Consider the following 20294-nt stretch of genomic DNA (forward strand, 5'->3'; position numbering starts at 1 on the left):
AACATAAGGTTTTTGAATATACAATAGTTTTTTTACATTATTTTCCCCTATCTACATTTTCAGGCGACAATAAGATTCCAATCTTTAGTGTAAATAAAGGTTCTTCATAAAAGCGTGTAGGGGATCCCGCCCCATTGACATCAAGTTGACAAATAAAAAGCATCCAAAAATGAGACATTTTACATCTCTAAGTGCAAATATACAAAGTTATTATTTTTTGGTGTTATAAAATTCTTAAGTTGATGGATATGGGTTTACACCCATATACCAATCGCACATCTTTTTAGAGTAATACTATCAGTATCTACAAGTTTGATAGACCATTTTCATATACTTCAAAGTTTTTGCACCAGAACCAAAATGAGACCAAATTTAAATCCGCCATACAAATGACCATGCAGTCATCCAAAACTTAATGGAACATGGCATTGATCTTAAATTAAATGAGATACCAAACTCTAAGCTTATGATCCAATGGATAATAGGCTGGTTTTATTATCGCTTTAGAGCCGCTTATCTCTCTATGAAAGCTGACCATATTATTGGGTTGCAGATTGATTCCACCTTGAAACTGTTCTCTTTTTTCTATAAAAAAACCCTTCAGGTTGTATTCTTCCCTTCACTTTATCGTGAAGTGTTTTTGAATACTTACCTAAAGGGCGTAATATCAATAGTAAACTTTTAATTTGTCTGCTACTCAGATTACAGTGTAATCAATAATCTAAATCTTTTTTATTATTTTATTCGCTGACGAGCGAGTAGAATTCCACCTAAAAGGAATAATACAATACCTCCAAGAATTGAACTCATTTCTGCTGATGTTCCTCCTGTGTTAGGAAGTAATGTTGGCTTATCATTTTCTGTAGTAGGTGGAACTTTTGAATCGCTATTTTTGTCTGGATTTGTGCTTGGATCTTTTGGATCTACATTTGGTTCGTCCTTGATTTTTGTATTTGTGATGTCATAACCATTTACTTCGGATTTGTATCCAGCTACTGGCTGTTCTTTCACTTCATACTTGTACGCTACTCCGTTTGCATCGTATGCTTGCAGGTTTTCAAAAGTGTACTTCCAATTTGTTGCCACGCTTACTTCTTTCGTGTCAATTACTTGACCGTTTTGTAGTAAATCTACTTTGATTGTGCTTGGACGATCTATTGCGTTGTTATCATCCCAGACTTTCTTACCACTTACTTCTGTTGTTTCCGTATTCTTGTAAGTGTTCGTAATCGTTGTTCCTTCTACTTTTGTTTCATATCCATTTACTTTTACTTCATTTACTGTGTACTTGAACTCATTTCCTTGTCCATCGTACTTTGGTAGATCTTTGAAGTCGAAACTCCAGTTACCATCCTTATCAGCCTTCACTTCTTTTGTTTGGAACTCTGTTCCATTTTGAAGCAATTGAACTGTGATGCTTTCTGTACGTGTGTTGAACTTGTTGTTGTAATCTTCCCAGATTTTCTTACCACTCAGTTCTGTTGTTTCCGTATTTTTGTAAGTGTTCGTGATTGTTGTTCCTTCTACTTTTGTTTCATAGTCTTTCACTTTTACTTCATTTACTGTGTACTGGAACTCATTTCCTTGTCCATCGTACTTTGGTAGATCTTTAAAGCTGAAAGTCCAGTTGCCTTCTTTATCAGCTTTCACTTCTTTTGTTTGGAACTCTGTTCCATTTTGAAGCAATTGAACTGTGATGCTTTCTGGACGTGTGTTGAACTTGTTGTTGTAATCTTCCCAGATTTTCTTACCACTCAGTTCTGTTGTTTCCGTATTTTTGTAAGTGTTCGTGATTGTTGTTCCTTCTACTTTTGTTTCGTAGCCATCAACTTTCACTTCATTTACTGTGTACTGGAACTCATTTCCTTGTCCATCGTACTTTGGTAGATCTTTAAAGCTGAAAGTCCAGTTGCCTTCTTTATCAGCTTTCACTATTTCTGTTTTAAATTCTGTTCCATTTTGAAGCAATTGAACTGTGATGCTTTCTGGACGTGTGTTGAACTTATTGTTGTAGTCTTCCCAGACTTTTTTACCACTCAGTTCTGTTGTTTCTGTATTTTTGTAAGTGTTTGTAATCGTTGTTCCTTCTACTTTTGTTTCGTAGCCATCAACTTTCACTTCACTTACTGTGTACTGGAACTCATTTCCTTGTCCATCGTACTTTGGTAGATCTTTGAAGTCGAAACTCCAGTTACCATCCTTACCAGTCTTCACTTCTTCTGTTTTGAACTCTTTACCATTTTGAAGCAATTGAACTGTGATGCTTTCTGGACGTGTGTTGAACTTATTGTTGTAATCTTCCCAGACTTTCTTACCACTCAGTTCTGTTGTTTCTGTGTTTTTGTAAGTGTTTGTAATCGTTGTTCCTTCTACTTTTGTTTCGTAGCCATCAACTTTCACTTCACTTACTGTGTACTTGAACTCATTTCCTTGTCCATCGTACTTTGGTAGATCTTTGAAGCTGAAAGTCCAGTTGCCTTCTTTATCAGCTTTCACTATTTCTGTTTTAAATTCTGTTCCATTTTGATGCAGTTGAACCGTAATACTTTCTGGGCGTTTACCGAACTTGTTGTTGTAATCTTCCCAGACTTTCTTACCACTCAGTTCTGTTGTTTCTGTATTTTTGTAAGTGTTCGTGATTGTTGTTCCTTCTACTTTTGTTTCGTAGCCATCAACTTTCACTTCACTTACTGTGTACTTGAACTCATTTCCTTGTCCATCGTACTTTGGTAGATCTTTAAAGCTGAAAGTCCAGTTGCCTTCTTTATCAGCTTTCACTATTTCTGTTTTAAATTCTGTTCCATTTTGATGCAGTTGAACCGTAATACTTTCTGGGCGTTTACCAAACTTGTTGTTGTAATCTTCCCAGACTTTCTTACCACTCAGTTCTGTTGTTTCTGTATTTTTGTAAGTGTTTGTAATCGTTGTTCCTTCTACTTTTGTTTCGTAGCCATCAACTTTCACTTCACTTACTGTGTACTTGAACTCATTTCCTTGTCCATCGTACTTTGGTAGATCTTTAAAGCTGAAAGTCCAGTTGCCTTCTTTATCAGCTTTCACTATTTCTGTTTTAAATTCTGTTCCATTTTGATGCAGTTGAACCGTAATACTTTCTGGGCGTTTACCAAACTTGTTGTTGTAATCTTCCCAGACTTTCTTACCACTCAGTTCTGTTGTTTCTGTATTTTTGTAAGTGTTCGTGATTGTTGTTCCTTCTACTTTTGTTTCGTAGCCATCAACTTTCACTTCACTTACTGTGTACTTGAACTCATTTCCTTGTCCATCGTACTTTGGTAGATCTTTAAAGCTGAAAGTCCAGTTGCCTTCTTTATCAGCTTTCACTATTTCTGTTTTAAATTCTGTTCCATTTTGATGCAGTTGAACCGTAATACTTTCTGGGCGTTTACCAAACTTGTTGTTGTAATCTTCCCAGACTTTCTTACCACTCAGTTCTGTTGTTTCTGTATTTTTGTAAGTGTTCGTGATTGTTGTTCCTTCTACTTTTGTTTCGTAGCCATCAACTTTCACTTCACTTACTGTGTACTTGAACTCATTTCCTTGTCCATCGTACTTTGGTAGATCTTTAAAGCTGAAAGTCCAGTTGCCTTCTTTATCAGCTTTCACTATTTCTGTTTTAAATTCTGTTCCATTTTGATGCAGTTGAACCGTAATACTTTCTGGGCGTTTACCAAACTTGTTGTTGTAATCTTCCCAGACTTTCTTACCACTCAGTTCTGTTGTTTCTGTATTTTTGTAAGTGTTCGTGATTGTTGTTCCTTCTACTTTTGTTTCGTAGCCATCAACTTTCACTTCACTTACTGTGTACTTGAACTCATTTCCTTGTCCATCGTACTTTGGTAGATCTTTAAAGCTGAAAGTCCAGTTGCCTTCTTTATCAGCTTTCACTATTTCTGTTTTAAATTCTGTTCCATTTTGATGCAGTTGAACCGTAATACTTTCTGGGCGTTTACCAAACTTGTTGTTGTAATCTTCCCAGACTTTCTTACCACTCAGTTCTGTTGTTTCTGTATTTTTGTAAGTGTTTGTAATCGTTGTTCCTTCTACTTTTGTTTCGTAGCCATCAACTTTCACTTCACTTACTGTGTACTTGAACTCATTTCCTTGTCCATCGTACTTTGGTAGATCTTTGAAGTCGAAACTCCAGTTACCATCCTTACCAGTCTTCACTTCTTCTGTTTTGAACTCTTTACCATTTTGAAGCAATTGAACTGTGATGCTTTCTGGGCGTTTACCGAACTTGTTGTTGTAGTCTTCCCAGACTTTTTTACCACTCAGTTCTGTTGTTTCTGTATTTTTGTAAGTGTTCGTGATTGTTGTTCCTTCTACTTTTGTTTCGTAGCCATCAACTTTCACTTCACTTACTGTGTACTTGAACTCATTTCCTTGTCCATCGTACTTTGGTAGATCTTTAAAGCTGAAAATCCAGTTGCCTTCTTTATCAGCTTTCACTATTTCTGTTTTAAATTCTGTTCCATTTTGAAGCAATTGAACCGTAATGCTTTCTGGGCGTTTACCAAACTTATTGTTATTGTCATTCCACATCTTCGTTCCTGAAACAGATGTAGTTTTCACCTTATTTGGAATATCTAGTTCGACTCCATTTTCATCATCTGATTTTATTTCAAACTCTACTTTTTTCTGAGGATCGAAATCAATATATTCTGGAGCTGAAACCTCTTGTACATAATATTTACCTGGTGATAATTGAGGAGTTTCAACTATCCCTTTTTCATTTGTTTTATATTCGCCCCCAACTTGTTCACCAGACTCTTTATACAACTTAAACGAAACATTCGGGATTACTTTTTCTTTATTTCCTTCAATATGTTTAACAATTTTCAGCTTTCCTTTTGGAACCTTGTTACCGGTAGCACCACCGCTAGCTTCCATATTTTCGACTGAGTAACTGCCCGATTCATTAACTGGCTCTTTGTTCCAAACTTGGTAATCAATCGTATAATCATTCTTAAAAAACTCTTGCTTCTTCCCTGCTTCCGTTATAGTAGAGCTATAACCAATCGAAAAGGCGGCAAGACGTGCTTTATCCTTATTAAGCACAACTTTAAATGATCTGTCACCAGTAAAGGTAATCGTTCCGTAACCTTGCTTTTCAAACTCTTGTAGCGTTAAATATCGATTACCTAGGTAATTATCTACACTTATATAGAAACTATCCTTATTAAGTGTTTGACCTTCCTGTAAATTATCAGTCACAACAATATCACGACTTAACTCTTCTTTATTTAAATTTATATTCAAGAACCAACGTACTTCATTGTCCTTACCTGAGTTCATATCACCAGTTTTATAAAAAAACGGTGGCTTTCCAGGATCTGTGCCACCACCACTACTTGGACCGGTAATTGTTACAGACTGCTTATCTACAGTTGTACCGAAATTAGTTTCAATCTCTTTCTTTTGATCCGTTCCTACATTAGTAGCTTCCACGAAAAAGTTTAAATACCCTTGAATATTTTCATATGTATCCACTTTATCATTAAATGTACATACCACAGTACCTGCTGTAACTTTACAAGTACCATAGTCATCTAATGGAAACTCTCTATCTAATCCTTTTAATTCTGGAGGCAGTGTTAATGTTAGTGTGTCTCCAGGCTTCAGCCTAAGTCCATCTTTTTCACTGAAGTTTACAGTTACTTTAGTCCGTTCTGTGGTACTTAGATTTGTTTTACCAATCTGAAAACTATCCACAAGTCCTACTGTATTTAACTCTTGTGCATTTGCTATTATAGGTAAAAGACTTTGACCTATAGTAAACATAAAAATCATTATAATCGAAAAAATCGAAGTTATTCTTTTTAAATACATACGTTACCCTCCCTATAAAATTCAATGTTTCTAGGTTCTGGTACAAACATACTATGAAAAAAGTTCTACTCTTCAATGCCATTAAACTATTTTACTTACATATGCTTGATAGCTATTACTATCTTTTTCTATTTTTCCAACCTTTCTATTGCACAAAATAAGCTTTGCGGCCTATCCTTTCGAATAGTGTGCTAAAAATATTTTCTAGTCTTTTTTGTTTTTCTTTTTCCATTTGCACCAAATGTTACTATACCGTCTGGACGGTTATAATTCAACACTCCATACTATTGTTCTATTATTCTGTCAAAAAAAATTCACCACTGGATTAAATAGACCAATGGTGAATTTTTTTCATTCTATAGTTTATATATTCTATTTATAGGAAGCATTAATAAGAGCTTGAATCACTTTTTCTCTTAATTCAGGGCTTAGTCTTCCGATCCCTAAATATTCCGAATACCATAACCCATCTGCTGCTAATCTAATAATTGTGGCACAAACTGAATCCATTTCATCATTTTCTATATTATTTTGCAGTTGCTGAAATGATTGTTGTAACGGTTCAAGTAATTCAGGTTTTAGCATTAATGCTGCCATCATACTACTACACAACTCTTCTGTTCTTTTCTCATTACTTAATCTTTCCTCTACAAAAGAACGAACCCATCTTCCTTTCCTCTCTGAGTCTTCTGCTACTTTATTGTGAATAGCACCCTGATAATCCTCTACCCCTTTGAGTATCATAGCCTCTATTAAAGCTTCTTTATTTGAAAAGTGATACAACAATCCACCTTTACTTACACCCGCCTCTTTTGCTACTGCTTCTAAGGTTAACTTAGCTACTCCTTTAAATTGAACAATTTGAGAAGCGGCGGCTAAAATTGTTTGCCGTGTTATGCTCGTGTTCATTCCTTTTTAAACCCTCATTTCTACTAATTCTATCTAAATACGTATTTTATTTTTAATATTGTTGAATACTACTAGATATTTTTTTATTCAATATAGGCTTCATTACCTTTGAATTGTTAGTTGCTTCTTCTATTAAAAATTTCCATATCATCCAATATGATAACATTAAATACACTCCGTAGACTATACATCTATACATTTATATAAATTCCTAATATCCCCATAAATGTGAAATGCAATTTTAACGAGTCGATTTCCTATCCTTTAGTTTTCAAGCATTTTTCGACGCTGGTCTTCCTACCACCCTATCAGCTTTATTGTTTTATTTTATAAGACGGTGCCAATTCTTTAATCACTAAATAAAAAATGTTATTACTTCTCTTCTATAAGTAATAACATTTTCTACCTATAAACCACTTAACAAATTTCTCTCCAACTAGCATCCTGCACATCTTCACTAGTCGGCTTTCTAACTGATCCAACGAAACATTCCTCGCAAGCACCAAACGCAATGAAATTTCTCTGCGCTTGTCTTAACGAGGGCCCATTTGCTCCGCCTTCAAAGTCATGATCGTTAAACTGAACAGGATCATCTTCCCAATAACATATGTTACAGATTTCATATGTACCTGGTGGTTCTTCTTCTAATGTTTTATATCCGCAGCATGGACAAGTGTATTTCATATAATCACCTTATTTCTCTTCATATGTAGTCCTGCTTACTAAAAATGTAATAGAGCAAATGACAGTTAGTCCCATAAAGTACATCATTACAACAATACGCGTATTTTCATATATTGTAGGGAACCCATCAGATATAACTTCATAACCAAAAACAATACTTATAGCTAAGAGAATATATAAAATTAAGGATGGAATAAAATGTAGCTTTACAGGTAAAATAACACACCTAAACAATATCTCCCCAAGAAGACAGCCAACTAAAACAACAGGGATTCCAATTATCAAAGTAGCAGCCAACATGTTGGCCATAGCAATAAAAAGATTCGTAAAAATAGAAAATAGCCCTCCTTCGAAAATCCCCTTCTCATCGTATATTTGAACTATCGTCATTGAAATAAATAAGCTTAATAAAGAATGGGAATACGGAATTAAAAATTTCCTCAATCATGCTCACCTCACTTTTCCCTTCACATATATTATTCATTATTTTCTATCATTTTAAAATAAAAAAATAACCCTCTATGATAAAACATAGAGGGAATAATTTCTATATAAAAACCTATACCTTATCCTGAAGTGAACCCCGAAAACAGAACACATATCAAAACACCTAAACCATCTGTTCCCTATATTCTTTAGGGGACAAGTGGTTTAGGTGGTTTATTAGAAAGTAGTACCTTCTTTTTTATAATATTCTTTTGAAATCTCTTCATAAAATGCTGCCGATGTCGCGTAGAAATAAGGTGCTAACCATAAGAAACCGATTCCTATAGTAAGAATACTTAAAATGAACCAGCCAAGGAAACTTAAGCATAGTAAAAAGTAATCCATTTTATGTCCATTCATCATACGGCGACTTTCGGTAATTGCTTGATTCGCTGTGTATTCTGGACGATCATTCAAAATAAAATACGTCATAGAATAAGAAAATGATTTAATAATACCCGGAATAATAAGAAGTAATGTCCATAGCATCAAGTATACATACATTAGTAAATATGTTAAAAACGACTTCATAAGCTTACTTCCATCGCTAAACCATCTAAATAAATCACCAATGCGAGCACTAGTCTCACGGATCACATTTAAAACAAGATAGTAGGCGCCTATTGTTAACGGACCAATAACAAGCATTGCAATAATACTTACTGTAAGCGAATCACTTGCTTCTTCCCAACCCCAAAACATCGAGAAAACACCTGTAATTAGAAGTTCAACAGCTCCAATAAGGATTCCAAGTAATAAGGTTGCCCCTACCGCTAATCCCCATTTTCCTTTTAATGCATCAAGTGCTTCTCTTTTCAACTGACTTATCATATATAGCCTCCTAATATTATTTCTATATTAGTATACCATTTATATCAAAAATTTCACGAATTTCCCTGAAATAGAAAGGTACTACTTTTTTCTGATACGTATTGAGAAATGTGAGCTGTATTTGCACCCATATATGAATCAAATTACTCATTTCTCCATAACAAAAAAGCCCGCCTTTCATACTAGGCAAGCCTTTTCAAATTAATTCTCACTTATTCTCTTCTTATACCAATCCTGCATTCTCTCCGCATCTTCTACTCTCGTATGCTCTAGTTTATAATTCGATGATGCACTAGAAAACGTATACGTACATAAATCCGCTCGGCGCTGGAAATATGATTGTGTTTTTTCAATTGATTGGACGTGTCTTCTTCTTACAAGCCCTGTATGTTTCCCAATACTACGATGTATAATCGTAATTTGTTCTCCGTTTACACCGTAACCATTTGTTTTAAATGTTGCGTATCCAAGTGTAAAGATGAGGATAGCTAGCGGTAACAACGCCCACATGATGAAATACTTTTCAAAGTATATGCTTATCCCAGTAAGCGGGACTGCTAGCATTGCGAAGAAAATGAAACTATCAATTAAATAACGGCGCAAGGCTGCTTTTGGTAATGCAGTAATATTTGTATTCAGTTCATATGGCAATTGTAAATGAGCGAGTAACTCTTGCACACGATCTTTTCGAATAATCGGATGCAGCGTAACTTTGTCTTTCTCTTCTCCCAATCCCTTACTTTGAATGACTTCGACTTGCACAGCACAATAACCGAACATCTGACGGAAAATACCTTCTTTTATCGTAATCCCTTGAATGCGGTGTAACTTTAGTACAAGTTCTTTCCTTTCAAGTAATCCTTGAGAAATACGCACTTCATCGTTTTTTCGATTTACTGTGAAATTACCATGTTTTAACGCGTAACCAATTGTAGATATAATCCACGAAAGGACGAGTAAAATAGCTACCATGTAAATCCAGCCGTATATATCATGATCCATTACATACGACTCTACGCTATTTTTTATCCATTTCGGAATGTACTCATCTACTTGGTGATACACGAAAAAGATTAATGAGAATAATAGTCCAAACTGACCAGATGTAACAGATGCTAATAAAATTTCTTTCAAAGTTAATTTGTACTCTGTCGCTTGCTTTTCCTCTGTCATAACTTCTTTTTCTACTACTTCTTCTGATGTTTCTTCTGCTTTCACTTCTGGAGTTGGCTCATTTAGTAAGGAAATAAGCTCCTTCGCCTCGTCTTCCGTAATACCAGCTAAGCTAACTTCTGCATCATCGCCTCCGCCAGCTGTTTCGATCTGAATTTTCTTCAAACCGAGCATTTGATATAACACGTTAGAACTTGTATTAATCGTTTGAACACGTTCTTTATTTAAGTAACTCTCTTTCTTCACGAAGAGCCCTTGTTTCACATGTAATACGTTATTTTCAACCCAGTATGTTGTGTAATACCATTTTTCAAACGCTGAAAAAATAGTAAGTAAACCGAATCCAGCGGGAATTAAATACCAAAATGGGAACTTTCCATTTAAACTAAACATGAAAATAAGTAATGGTATAAAATCTGTTATTTTTAATTCTAATAACATCGTAATGGGATGCTGCCTCTTATACATCCTCATCACTCACTTTCGCTAATTCTGTGATTCTCGTTTTTAACATTTCTGCTTCATACATCGTTAAGCCTGGAATGCTGTGAGAAGTTGCTGCCGTTGCAATATGTAATTCTGCTAATCCATGTTTTCTCATAATTGGCCCTTGTTCAATTGTCACGTGCTGTACACGAATCATCGGTACTAATACGCGCTTTACTACGAAAAGACCGTGCTGAATTTCAAGCTCTTCTTCATTTAATTGATAGCTATAATAACGCTGACGTAGTTTCGGGAATACAAAATACGAAAATGGTGCTAGCGCAACTGTTAACCCAACCATCACATACAAAATCCACGCCCACCAATCAAACTTTATCATAAGGAACAGGTAAGCTAAAATGACGAGAATACCGATCCCTTCTTCAATTACAGCACGAACTTTCCACACCTTGACCATGTCAGGATGAATTTCATTTTTCAATGGATCCATGTAACCACTCCAAATCTATTAATCTAATATATGAATTGTCTCAATCTATATTTTACATAACTTTACATAAAATTGAAAATTTATTATTTATCCGTTTTTTTCTCAGGAATAAAATATCCGAACCAAAGGAGCCAAACTAAACTAATTAATGCGAGCCAACCTTTATCCGCTTGGAAAGCTTCAATCATACCTGGAATTTTATACACTCCCACAAATCCAAGGAAACCGAGCCACCAGTTTTTCTGCATTTTCATTTTTATTCCCCCTCCTTCATTACGTTTTTCACATTTTGAATCCAAATTTCTTTATACTTTAACTGGAATCCTATTAATATGTAATTACTCATATTATCAATAACGAGCGCTAACGTATGCGCGTTTTCTTCAGTTGCATGTTGTGACACAACACCAAGTTCCACACCTTTCTTTAATAAATCGTGGAATCCATTTAAGAAATCTTCTTGTATTTCAAATAAGCGTTTCTGGTACTTTTCATTTCGCGTCGCAGTTACGATGAATTCATTTATAACGCGTAATATGCCTTCTTGACCTCTATACTCCGATAACATATGTAAACCATCTGCGATTAACTTTTCTGCAAAGTTTTCTTTCGTATATTGTTCTTTATCGAAGTAATTGACGAAATAATATCCAGAAAAAATCTCTTCAAATAAAAAATCAACTAGCGCTTCTTTAGACGGAAAATGATAATAAATAGCTGGCTTTGATATGCCTACTTCTTTCGCAATCATTGAAAGACTCATCTTCTCAATGCCATGCTCTGCCATTAGTTTAAATGATGCATCTACAATGTGCTGCGATGTTTGTAAATTTTTTGTCATACTGTACCTCTTCTATTTTTACTTACCGGTCGGTAAGTAAATTGTAAAATGAAAATGAATGGTTTGCAAGTTAATTAGAGTTTTAAAAGGAACTTCTTGATGAACCTAGAAAAATATAAAGTAAAACAATGTATAACGATAAGGAGGATTTTCATATGGGATCTGGCGGTAAAGGTGGTAGTGGTAGCGGCGGCGGTGAAGATGGCAAAGATGGTAAGAGCGGTAGTAGTGGGCTTTTATTACTCATTCTGCTCTTTATCGTATTCATTATAATTGGAGCTAGTTATAGTGTGTTTAGCTTCTAAGAAAAGACACAATTCAGTTAGTTATAGTAGCGTAGAAAACTTAAACAGAGATTAAAATTTTCCTTCTTAAGGTTTCTTCACCAGTAAGGGCACACAAAATAGAAAGCCCCGGTTATATTTAACAGCCAGCGCTTTCTATTTTCAGTATTCTTATAATGCTTCATCTATATTTCCAACTCGCACACGTAAATCATTATTGATCATCCACAATAATATACGCTGTTCTAATTGGCCCATGCACACCTACGACAAGGTTCATTTCAATATCCGCGCTATTTGATGGACCAGAAACGAAGTTCACACAAGCCGGCAAGTTTTCTCCCGCTTTATTTTGATCATGAATCAGTTTTGTAGCTTGGGTTAATCTTGGTACGATCGTACTTTTAGGAACGATTGCAATATATGACTCCGGAAGAAGACTCACATGTCTTCCTTTTAACCCATCATTAAATAGCACAACGGTTCCTGATTCTGCCAAAGTCATATCACTGAACGTAATGCCAAGGTCAGCAGCTTTCGCAAATTTTATGTCCTCTTCTTTATGATCTAATCCCCATGTACGAAAATGTGTTGTTCCTTCATTGCTGAAACATGGCGTAAGACCATACTCATTAAAGCGCTCATCATTCGAACATATAACAGATTTGATATTCCAACCTTTTATAAAAGACCCCAATGTTTCAACAAGATTTTCCTTTGTTGTTCGCTTTACTTCTGTATGAATGACTTCGCAGTGCTCTATTAACTTTAATACAAGTTCGTCTTGCGCCAGTCCGTCAAAAACAGTCCACTGCGGGGAAAAAGACCAGTTCGGTTTTTCCACTGCTTCTGGACGTTTCCTACCAAGCTTTTCTGATAACTGGAGTAAAAATTCCTCACGATTTTGGATGGCCATCATTGTTCTCCTTTTCGTGTTTTTCAAACCACTCTCGAAACGGTTGTTTTTTCGGAACTGGAAAATCTCTCGCATCCGTCCAAGCTTTTAACGGCCCAATTCCACGCTCGATCTTATCCCCTTTTGCAAGAGGTTTTAATGCATACGGAGCGCTCTTCGCTGCAAAAGAAAATAGTCTAGGACTCTTCACCGCTTGTTCAAAACCTTTCATAGCCACGTTCCAAGCTACAGGTGATTGTTTTTCTTCTACAATGCGGCTGCGGTGTTTAATTAATAAGTCATGTAACGGGATTTTCACTGGACACGCTTCTGTACAAGCACCACAAAGGCTAGATGCGTAAGGTAAATCCTTATATTCATCATATCCCCCTAAAAGCGGTGTCAACACAGCTCCAATTGGTCCTGGATAAATAGAGCCATATGCATGTCCACCAATATGCCTGTATACAGGACACACATTAATACATGCCGCGCAACGAATGCACTGAAGGACACTTTGGAATTCTGTTCCTACAATATCGGAACGGCCATTATCAACAATGACTAAATGAAATTCCTCAGGTCCATCTGTTCCGCCAGGCTCAGTTAATCCTGTAATATAACTTGTTAACTTTTGTCCTACAGAACTTCGGCATAGAAGTGTTACTAAAACATCAAGCTCTTCCCATGTTGGAACAATACGTTCCATCCCCATAACTGTAATCAACGTTTTTGGAAGTGTCGTAGTAAGTCTTGCATTTCCTTCGTTTGCTACGATAGAAATTGACCCAGACTCTGCAACAGCAAAGTTACATCCAGTCACCCCTATATCCGCTGCAAAAAAATCATCACGTAAATACGATCTTACAAACCTCGCCATTTCCGTAGGATCAGATGTTCCCGTATAATCTAACTTTGTTTTAAATATTTCACAAATGTGTTCTTTATCCTTGTGAAGACACGGAACAACAATATGTGATGGAGGATCGTGGTCGTTCACTTGTAGAATAAATTCAGCAAGATCTGTTTCTAACACTTCCGCTCCAGCTTCTTCAATCGCTTCATTTAAACTAATCTCTTCCGTTACCATCGATTTTGATTTCACAATTTTTTTCGCGTTTTTCTTTTTTACAATCCCTTTTACATATTCCCTTGCGTCTTCTGCAGTCTTTGCGAAATAAACGAAACCACCGTTTTTCTCAATATTTTCACTCAGCTCATATAAATAATAATCAAGGTTTTCTAATGTATGCTTTCGAATTTCTTCTCCTAAAGCTCGCCATTCTTCCCAGTTCCCAAGACTCTCAGTAGCTTTTAATTTCTTGACTCTCAGACCATCTTGCGCTTTCCTGACAGCCTGTCGCATAAATTGATCCCCAATGCCTGTTTTAGTACGCTTATGAAAGGGATCGTTCCCAATTTTCATTCCCATCTCTATATCCCCCCTTGTTTTCGATCTTCATTTAATACTTGAGCAATATGTTTTACATCAATTGGATAACCATTGCGTGTTAAACGTCCTTTTATATTCATTAAGCAGCTACAATCCATCCCAATTAACAATTCCGCACCGGTTTCCATAATATGCTTTACTTTTTCCTCAACCATTTGCTCAGAGATTTCTGGCATTTTCACTGAGAATGTCCCTCCAAATCCGCAGCAATCATAATTATGCGGCAGTGAAACAACTTCCAGTCCCTTTACACATTTTAATAATTTTTGCGGCGGTTCCTTAATCCCCATTAATCGGCTCATATGACAAGATGTATGAACCGTTGCTTTTTTATGAAGCTCCGCACCTAAATCTTCTTTTCCTAATACTTCAACAAGAAATTGTGTGAATTCATATGTTTTATTTCCAAGTTCAGTAGCTTTTTTCTTCCAATCCGCTTCACTTTCAGAAAATAAGCTAGAAAACTCGTGAACCATCATAGCGCAAGACCCCGATGGTGCCACAACATATTCTGAACTAGCAAAGGCTTCAATCATATGTTTTGCAGCTGTTTTTGTTTCTTTCACATACCCGCTATTATAAGCAGGTTGTCCGCAGCAAGTTTGAGTTTTGGGAAAATCAACTTCACACCCTAAATCTTCAAGAATTTCCACAACATCTTTCCCTACTTCTGGATAAAAAACATCTGCAACACAAGTAATAAATATTGATACTTTCATATTTTGCACCCCTAAATACAGTAAAGTAAGCTCAAGTAACTTTATTTGTATATTATTGGTAAAAAAATAAAAAATATGAATAAAAATAAAAAAAAGCATCCTAAATGTGTAATTTAGGATGCTTTTTGTAAAACAAATTAATTTCTATTAAGCAATCGCATACGATAACAATTCATCGTCACTTCCCCAAGCCTTTGCAACAATTGATAATTCGCATATGCGCCGACTGGGGCACCGATGATCGGGACGAGCTGGAGCATTTTTGCTAAATCGATATAGTCTCGGTATTCTGTTTGGAACTTTTCCCAGTCCATATGATTTTCTTCTTCTGTATCCCACGTTTCAATCGCTTTCCATACTTCTTTTCGGTAATCGTCACTTGAAAAAGCAAGCTGGAAAACGTGAAGAATAAAAAGGCGCTCTTCTTTTTTACTCGTATCAAATCCGTACAATGTTGCTGCATCAAATAAAAATTTTATTTTAATAGTAAGTAATAACGGGAAATCGGCAAGGCCAAGGAGAATGCCACCTGCTCCTGTTCCTGCCCCTTCTGCCGCTGCGACTTTTTTGTACTCATCCATTTTTTTACGTACTTCATCGTCTCTTCTTTGCAGTGACCAGTTCGTTTCTTTTAGCTTCGGTTTTATGAAGTTTGATCCAGCACTAATTGTTTGCACCATCATCCGAATCGTTTCTGTTAGTACCTTTTGCACTTTCGCGGGCACTAGTTGTTGCACTTTCACCTGCACTTTTTTAGAGAACCGTGTCATCATAGAAGAATCTTTCATGAATGTAGCTTTCCACTGCTCCAATTCTTTTATAACCTTCTCTTCATATGTAATCATAGGTTCATTCCTTTCAGTTTAAACGCTCAATGCGCTTTGCACCGTATTGATAAACGAAACCAATACTAAATAATATGCTTACTACAAATAAAATGCCGGTCATTATGAAATCTTTCGTCGCAAGTGCAAATATAATTGTAAATACAACGCTACCAATGATAAGAATCGCATTTAATAAAGTAAGGAAATCTCTCTTCTTCTCGTCTCCCCCTACCGGATATAAATCAAGCCAAACTTTCATACGGTGATGTTTCCAAAGGGTTAAGAGCTGGTAGCCGATTAAGTATAAGAAAACAAGGCTTACGATAAAACGTCCATATAAAAATGGGATAAAGTAAAGAATAATTCCCCCAAGAACGAGTAAACGCATATATAATCCGAAATAGTTACCCGATCTTAAAAATGTTCTCGTATATAAGTATAAATATGTACGTTTCTCACCAATCATCGAAAGAATGAAATCAAGCCATTTCCTACGTGATACTCTCTCTTTTAACGCTGGTACATCAACGAACATATTCGCAATGCGGTACAGCAGCATCATTTTTTTACCTTCTTCAGAAATTAAATACTCCCAGTTTAGCGGCTTTCCTTTCACCTTTTGATGCATAACAGCAAGGTATAGTGCCATAAGAAAGACAATTACACCGGTAAAAATGAATGAAGTACGTTCTACAAGGAAGTACACAAATAAGCCGTTTAAGATAAAGCGAATGAACCAATCTGCTTTTTGAACGCTTTGATCTGTTAAAAATGATTTTTCCCACGCTACGAATAAATTCCACGCTTTTACAATGACAAACGCGATTACAATCCATATGTAATTGGCACCTGTTTGTTTCATTTGCTGGAAATATAACGGGGCAAGCGCAGCTGCTACCATTGCGATTATGTATAACTGAATCATAAACGTAAAAAGAAATGCCTTCGTAAAGTAAGGCTTTAACTTTTCTTCAACTGGAAGCAAATACACGAGATCCGCTTCTTTTAATAACGTTTGGATGGACCCAGCTGTTAATACGAGGCCAAGTAAGACTGCCATAACAAACGCTGTCGGAAACGAAGGTGTTAACGTTTGTAACCATTGCTGGTAATAATAAGCTCCTGCCCCGATGATAAATACGAAAATAAATTTCAAATGATCATTAAATACGTATTTACTATATGTACGAACTTCTTTTAGAAAGTGCCGAAATCGTTCTTTCCATAACGCTGTGCTATTCATAATCTTCTTCCTTCGTTAACGCAATATAAATATCATCAAGCGTTGCACCAGGCATATTAAACCCGGATTGAAGTTCTGATAATGTTCCCATCGCTCTCACTTCACCTTGATGTAAAATAATGAATGAATCACAATAGCGCTCTGCTGTCGCTAAAATATGTGTACTCATTAAGATGCCCGCACCACTCTTTTTCATTTGATCCATCATTTGAAGAAGTGATTGAATCGCTAACGGATCAAGCCCAACGAAAGGTTCGTCCACAATGTAAAGTGATGGTTCAACTAAAAATGCACTCATAATCATCACTTTTTGTTTCATCCCTTTTGAGAAATGAGACGGAAACCATTTTAAGCGATTTTTCATGCGAAACTCTTGTAATAGTTGTCCTACGCGTTCTTCATATTGTTTTTCATCTACACCGTACGCCATCGCTGTTAATTTCAAATGCTCTTCTAACGTTAACTCATCATATAATACTGGCGTTTCTGGAATGAAGGAGAAACTAGAACGGTACGCTGTCATATCATCACGAATTGTTTTCCCATTAATTGTGACAGTTCCTTTTTTCGGCTCCATTAAACCGATGATATGTTTAATTGTCGTACTTTTCCCAGCCCCATTTAAACCGATCAAGCCGACAAGTTCGCCTTTATTAACAGAGAACGAAACATTTTGCAGTACAGGTCGTTTCGTATATCCTCCTGTAACATTTTCTACACGCAATAACTCGCTCATACGACACCACTTTCTTCATTAGTATTCATTCTACATTCATCTTACCAAAAATGGCGCTGTACTACATAGTATCGATGCCTTCAAAAAAAAATTTAAATTTCTTGGCATATATTTTTACGAAAGCGGACATCATAATTAGTGAAGAAGGAACACATTGAAAAAGCAACCACCAATTGATGAGTACAACAACATAGTGAAGTCATCATGAAATGGGGTGTCCAAGTTGGACAATGAAATTTACACATAACCAGATAATTTGTTTCATTTTCGAAACGGGGTGTCTCCGAAAGAGCATATACTGTTTTAAAAAATAAACAATTTCATTTTAAAAAAAGATTGCAATTCATTTCACTTGAAAATGGGGTGTCTACGGCAGAAACTTTAGCCGATTTACCGTGCATTTCTTAAATAAATGAGGTGTCTGCGAACCGTAAATTATAAAAAATGCTTTTTCAATCCATCTTCAGAAAACAGGAAGCTGAGTCAGCTTCCTGTTTTTCGTGTTTGTTCTCCTATGTAATTATGGTAAAATACGGCTAAGACTATTTGAAAGGATGAGATCGATGAATCATACAGCGGACAATTGTATTTTTTGTAAAATCATTGACGGGCAAATCCCTTGCTCAAAAGTATACGAAGATGAACATGTACTTGCATTTTTAGATATTAGTCAAGTAACAAAAGGACATACTCTTGTTATTCCAAAAGTACACAAACAAGACATTTTTGCGTTAACGCCAGAAATCGCATCACATATTTTTGCTGTCGTTCCAAAAATCGCAAATGCAATGAAAGCAGAATTTAATCCAGTTGGTTTCAACCTACTTAACAATAACGGCGAGAAAGCTGGACAAACTGTATTCCACTTCCACCTTCATTTAATTCCACGCTACGGTGAAAACGATGGTTTCGGTGCTGTTTGGAAATCACACCAAAATGAATACACAATGGAAAATTTACAAAACATCGCAAGTACAATTGCAAATAGTGTGAAATAGTGCCACTATAATAAGAAGTAATACATAACAAGCCGATTCCTCTGGCATTTATTGTATGGCTTCTTTCTTCACAAAAAATGCCGGGGGTATGATTTTTTGTGCATAGCATGTACAAGAGAGAAAAGCTCACTTTTCTTCCCCTTGTCTTAAAGATATGCACACTTTTATACATCATGAATACGAACGAAAAATAAGGAGGTTTCCTTTTATGTCAAAAGCTAAATCCTTTATTACAGGTGTACTTTGCGGCGGAGCAGTTGCTGGACTAGCCGTTCTTTTCTCAACTCCTTCTTCTGGTAAAGCTATGCGCGGTAAGCTGAAAGAAAAAGGAACTGATATTAAAAAAACATTAGCTGATATTACAGCTGATACGAAGTTATTAAAGCGTCAAATCGTTGAAACTGCTTCAGAAGGTAAAGAAGTATTCCAAGAACTAAAAGACGATATGCATGACACGCTTTCTAACTGGAAACAAGATATTTCTCAAAACAAACGACATATTGAAAAAGAAATTTTAGACATTCAAAAGTCAATTGAGAAACTACAAGAAGCCGTTCCAGAAAAAGCGTAAACATATTCCTGCTTAGTTTTTTGCATATAACAAATATTTTTCATACGAATTGACCTTAACACGGTATATCACATAGATATGCCGTGTTTTTATGCATTTACAATATATGTTATCCCTTAACATGTAAAGACAACACATGTATTCTCGACTCATAAAACGCTTCCATAGTTATGCATGATTTGTATAGAATGTTATTTTTCCGAAAAATTTTCACAATTCTCACAAAAAGACTTTATTAATTTTTATTTTACTGGCATAATAGATAATAATGAAAAAAGAATGTTAAAGTGGGTGAGTAAATGAAAAGTGGAGAAAAAAATTACTCGGTAAAAGAAGCGATGATTTTCAGCCAACGTATTGCTCAATTATCGAAAGCGTTATGGAAATGCGTAGAGAAAGATTGGCAACAATGGATTAAACCTTACGATTTAAACATTAACGAGCATCATATTTTATCAATCGCTTATCATTTAAAAGGGGCTTCTATTTCTGAGATTGCTAAGTTTGGAGTTATGCACGTATCAACGGCGTTTAACTTCTCTAAAAAGCTAGAAGAACGCGGCTATCTTGTATTCTCTAAAAAAGAAGATGATAAACGAAATACGTACATTGAAATTACAGACAAAGGGGAAGAGTTACTACTTCGCTTAATGGAGGAGTATGACCCTGAAAATAATTCTGTTTTTAATGGGGCACTTGAACTTCGTAATTTTTACGGTAAGTTCCCAGAAAATATCGAACTTATTGCGATCCTTCGCAATATTTACGGACAGGACTTCATCGATATTTTTGAGAAATCATTAGAGAATATTGAGGAGAACTTTACGGAGACCGATCAAAAATTAGTTAAGAAATAA

Annotated in this window: 19 protein-coding genes; 4 read left to right on the top strand and 15 right to left on the bottom strand. The window is 35.8% G+C overall.

Going from position 1 to position 20294, the window contains the following annotated elements; translation table 11 throughout:
• Positions 1-735: 735 nt before the first annotated feature.
• The 9 genes from JFU20_RS09745 to JFU20_RS09785 all read right to left on the bottom strand — a co-directional run bounded on the left by JFU20_RS09745 (position 736) and on the right by JFU20_RS09785 (position 11711).
• Entirely contained in the window at positions 736-5850 is a 5115-nt protein-coding gene (locus tag JFU20_RS09745; RefSeq protein WP_201038575.1) for a Cna B-type domain-containing protein, read from the bottom strand.
• A 372-nt stretch (positions 5851-6222) separates the two neighbouring features.
• Positions 6223-6759 carry a TetR/AcrR family transcriptional regulator gene (locus JFU20_RS09750; RefSeq protein ID WP_002011144.1) on the bottom strand — a complete coding sequence of 179 codons (537 nt, stop codon included), beginning with the start codon at positions 6757-6759 and terminating at the stop codon, positions 6223-6225.
• Between the two features lie 417 nt (positions 6760-7176).
• Complete coding sequence (locus tag JFU20_RS09755; protein ID WP_201038576.1) at positions 7177-7443, bottom strand: CPCC family cysteine-rich protein; 267 nt, start codon at positions 7441-7443, stop codon at positions 7177-7179.
• A gap of 9 nt (positions 7444-7452) precedes the next feature.
• Positions 7453-7887, bottom strand: coding sequence for a hypothetical protein (locus JFU20_RS09760; RefSeq protein ID WP_002087154.1), 435 nt, complete (start codon positions 7885-7887; stop codon positions 7453-7455).
• A 219-nt stretch (positions 7888-8106) separates the two neighbouring features.
• The gene (locus tag JFU20_RS09765) at positions 8107-8760 is read right to left on the bottom strand and encodes a DUF975 family protein (RefSeq protein ID WP_002011136.1); all 654 of its coding nucleotides are present in this window, start codon (positions 8758-8760) and stop codon (positions 8107-8109) included.
• Between the two features lie 201 nt (positions 8761-8961).
• Positions 8962-10401 carry a PH domain-containing protein gene (locus tag JFU20_RS09770; RefSeq protein WP_002166200.1) on the bottom strand — a complete coding sequence of 480 codons (1440 nt, stop codon included), beginning with the start codon at positions 10399-10401 and terminating at the stop codon, positions 8962-8964.
• Complete coding sequence (locus JFU20_RS09775) at positions 10394-10870, bottom strand: PH domain-containing protein (protein ID WP_002011133.1); 477 nt, start codon at positions 10868-10870, stop codon at positions 10394-10396. Before JFU20_RS09775 ends, JFU20_RS09770 begins: the two co-directional genes overlap by 8 nt.
• An 83-nt stretch (positions 10871-10953) precedes the next feature.
• On the bottom strand, positions 10954-11124 hold the full coding sequence (locus JFU20_RS09780) for a hypothetical protein (protein ID WP_002011131.1): 171 nt from the start codon (positions 11122-11124) through the stop codon (positions 10954-10956).
• A gap of 2 nt (positions 11125-11126) precedes the next feature.
• Complete coding sequence (locus JFU20_RS09785; RefSeq protein WP_002011130.1) at positions 11127-11711, bottom strand: TetR/AcrR family transcriptional regulator; 585 nt, start codon at positions 11709-11711, stop codon at positions 11127-11129.
• A gap of 155 nt (positions 11712-11866) precedes the next feature.
• Here JFU20_RS09785 and JFU20_RS09790 point away from each other — a divergent pair, with 155 nt between their 5' ends.
• Entirely contained in the window at positions 11867-12016 is a 150-nt protein-coding gene (locus JFU20_RS09790) for a hypothetical protein (protein WP_002166201.1), read from the top strand.
• A gap of 193 nt (positions 12017-12209) precedes the next feature.
• Here the strand turns inward: JFU20_RS09790 and JFU20_RS09795 are convergent, their stop codons facing one another.
• The 6 genes from JFU20_RS09795 to ecsA all read right to left on the bottom strand — a co-directional run bounded on the left by JFU20_RS09795 (position 12210) and on the right by ecsA (position 17868).
• Positions 12210-12911, bottom strand: a complete 702-nt coding sequence (locus JFU20_RS09795) for a LutC/YkgG family protein (RefSeq protein ID WP_002166202.1) — start codon at positions 12909-12911, stop codon at positions 12210-12212.
• The gene (locus JFU20_RS09800) at positions 12892-14322 is read right to left on the bottom strand and encodes a LutB/LldF family L-lactate oxidation iron-sulfur protein (protein ID WP_002011125.1); all 1431 of its coding nucleotides are present in this window, start codon (positions 14320-14322) and stop codon (positions 12892-12894) included. Before JFU20_RS09800 ends, JFU20_RS09795 begins: the two co-directional genes overlap by 20 nt.
• Positions 14323-14324: 2 nt before the next feature.
• Positions 14325-15062 (bottom strand): (Fe-S)-binding protein, encoded by a 738-nt coding sequence (locus JFU20_RS09805; RefSeq protein WP_002166203.1) that lies wholly within the window; start codon positions 15060-15062, stop codon positions 14325-14327.
• A gap of 137 nt (positions 15063-15199) precedes the next feature.
• On the bottom strand, positions 15200-15907 hold the full coding sequence (ecsC, locus tag JFU20_RS09810) for an ecs operon protein EcsC (protein ID WP_002011122.1): 708 nt from the start codon (positions 15905-15907) through the stop codon (positions 15200-15202).
• A gap of 13 nt (positions 15908-15920) precedes the next feature.
• Positions 15921-17132 carry an ABC transporter permease gene (locus JFU20_RS09815; RefSeq protein WP_002166204.1) on the bottom strand — a complete coding sequence of 404 codons (1212 nt, stop codon included), beginning with the start codon at positions 17130-17132 and terminating at the stop codon, positions 15921-15923.
• Positions 17125-17868 carry an ABC transporter ATP-binding protein EcsA gene (gene ecsA, locus JFU20_RS09820; protein WP_001292616.1) on the bottom strand — a complete coding sequence of 248 codons (744 nt, stop codon included), beginning with the start codon at positions 17866-17868 and terminating at the stop codon, positions 17125-17127. Before ecsA ends, JFU20_RS09815 begins: the two co-directional genes overlap by 8 nt.
• Before the next feature lie 563 nt (positions 17869-18431).
• Between ecsA and JFU20_RS09825 the strand changes: the two genes are divergently transcribed.
• The 3 genes from JFU20_RS09825 to JFU20_RS09835 all read left to right on the top strand — a co-directional run bounded on the left by JFU20_RS09825 (position 18432) and on the right by JFU20_RS09835 (position 20294).
• Positions 18432-18866, top strand: coding sequence for an HIT family protein (locus JFU20_RS09825; RefSeq protein ID WP_001016832.1), 435 nt, complete (start codon positions 18432-18434; stop codon positions 18864-18866).
• Positions 18867-19074: 208 nt separating this feature from the next.
• Positions 19075-19437, top strand: a complete 363-nt coding sequence (locus JFU20_RS09830; RefSeq protein ID WP_002011120.1) for a YtxH domain-containing protein — start codon at positions 19075-19077, stop codon at positions 19435-19437.
• A 299-nt stretch (positions 19438-19736) separates the two neighbouring features.
• Complete coding sequence (locus JFU20_RS09835; RefSeq protein WP_002011118.1) at positions 19737-20294, top strand: HTH-type transcriptional regulator Hpr; 558 nt, start codon at positions 19737-19739, stop codon at positions 20292-20294.

Source organism: Bacillus sp. TH30 (assembly GCF_016650875.1).
GTDB lineage: Bacteria > Bacillota > Bacilli > Bacillales > Bacillaceae_G > Bacillus_A > Bacillus_A mycoides.

Excerpts from the sequence above, each read along its gene's own strand:
- JFU20_RS09780 (WP_002011131.1), bottom strand. The coding sequence starts at position 11,124 with ATGAAAATGCAGAAAAACTGGTGGCTCGGTTTCCTTGGATTTGTGGGA.
- JFU20_RS09745 (WP_201038575.1), bottom strand. The coding sequence starts at position 5,850 with ATGTATTTAAAAAGAATAACTTCGATTTTTTCGATTATAATGATTTTT.
- JFU20_RS09755 (WP_201038576.1), bottom strand. The coding sequence starts at position 7,443 with ATGAAATACACTTGTCCATGCTGCGGATATAAAACATTAGAAGAAGAA.
- JFU20_RS09835 (WP_002011118.1), top strand. The coding sequence starts at position 19,737 with ATGAAAAGTGGAGAAAAAAATTACTCGGTAAAAGAAGCGATGATTTTC.
- JFU20_RS09750 (WP_002011144.1), bottom strand. The coding sequence starts at position 6,759 with ATGAACACGAGCATAACACGGCAAACAATTTTAGCCGCCGCTTCTCAA.
- JFU20_RS09830 (WP_002011120.1), top strand. The coding sequence starts at position 19,075 with ATGTCAAAAGCTAAATCCTTTATTACAGGTGTACTTTGCGGCGGAGCA.
- ecsC (WP_002011122.1), bottom strand. The coding sequence starts at position 15,907 with ATGATTACATATGAAGAGAAGGTTATAAAAGAATTGGAGCAGTGGAAA.
- JFU20_RS09770 (WP_002166200.1), bottom strand. The coding sequence starts at position 10,401 with ATGTATAAGAGGCAGCATCCCATTACGATGTTATTAGAATTAAAAATA.
- JFU20_RS09815 (WP_002166204.1), bottom strand. The coding sequence starts at position 17,132 with ATGAATAGCACAGCGTTATGGAAAGAACGATTTCGGCACTTTCTAAAA.
- JFU20_RS09765 (WP_002011136.1), bottom strand. The coding sequence starts at position 8,760 with ATGATAAGTCAGTTGAAAAGAGAAGCACTTGATGCATTAAAAGGAAAA.
- JFU20_RS09785 (WP_002011130.1), bottom strand. The coding sequence starts at position 11,711 with ATGACAAAAAATTTACAAACATCGCAGCACATTGTAGATGCATCATTT.
- JFU20_RS09775 (WP_002011133.1), bottom strand. The coding sequence starts at position 10,870 with ATGGATCCATTGAAAAATGAAATTCATCCTGACATGGTCAAGGTGTGG.
- JFU20_RS09805 (WP_002166203.1), bottom strand. The coding sequence starts at position 15,062 with ATGAAAGTATCAATATTTATTACTTGTGTTGCAGATGTTTTTTATCCA.
- JFU20_RS09800 (WP_002011125.1), bottom strand. The coding sequence starts at position 14,322 with ATGGGAATGAAAATTGGGAACGATCCCTTTCATAAGCGTACTAAAACA.
- JFU20_RS09790 (WP_002166201.1), top strand. The coding sequence starts at position 11,867 with ATGGGATCTGGCGGTAAAGGTGGTAGTGGTAGCGGCGGCGGTGAAGAT.
- ecsA (WP_001292616.1), bottom strand. The coding sequence starts at position 17,868 with ATGAGCGAGTTATTGCGTGTAGAAAATGTTACAGGAGGATATACGAAA.
- JFU20_RS09825 (WP_001016832.1), top strand. The coding sequence starts at position 18,432 with ATGAATCATACAGCGGACAATTGTATTTTTTGTAAAATCATTGACGGG.
- JFU20_RS09795 (WP_002166202.1), bottom strand. The coding sequence starts at position 12,911 with ATGGCCATCCAAAATCGTGAGGAATTTTTACTCCAGTTATCAGAAAAG.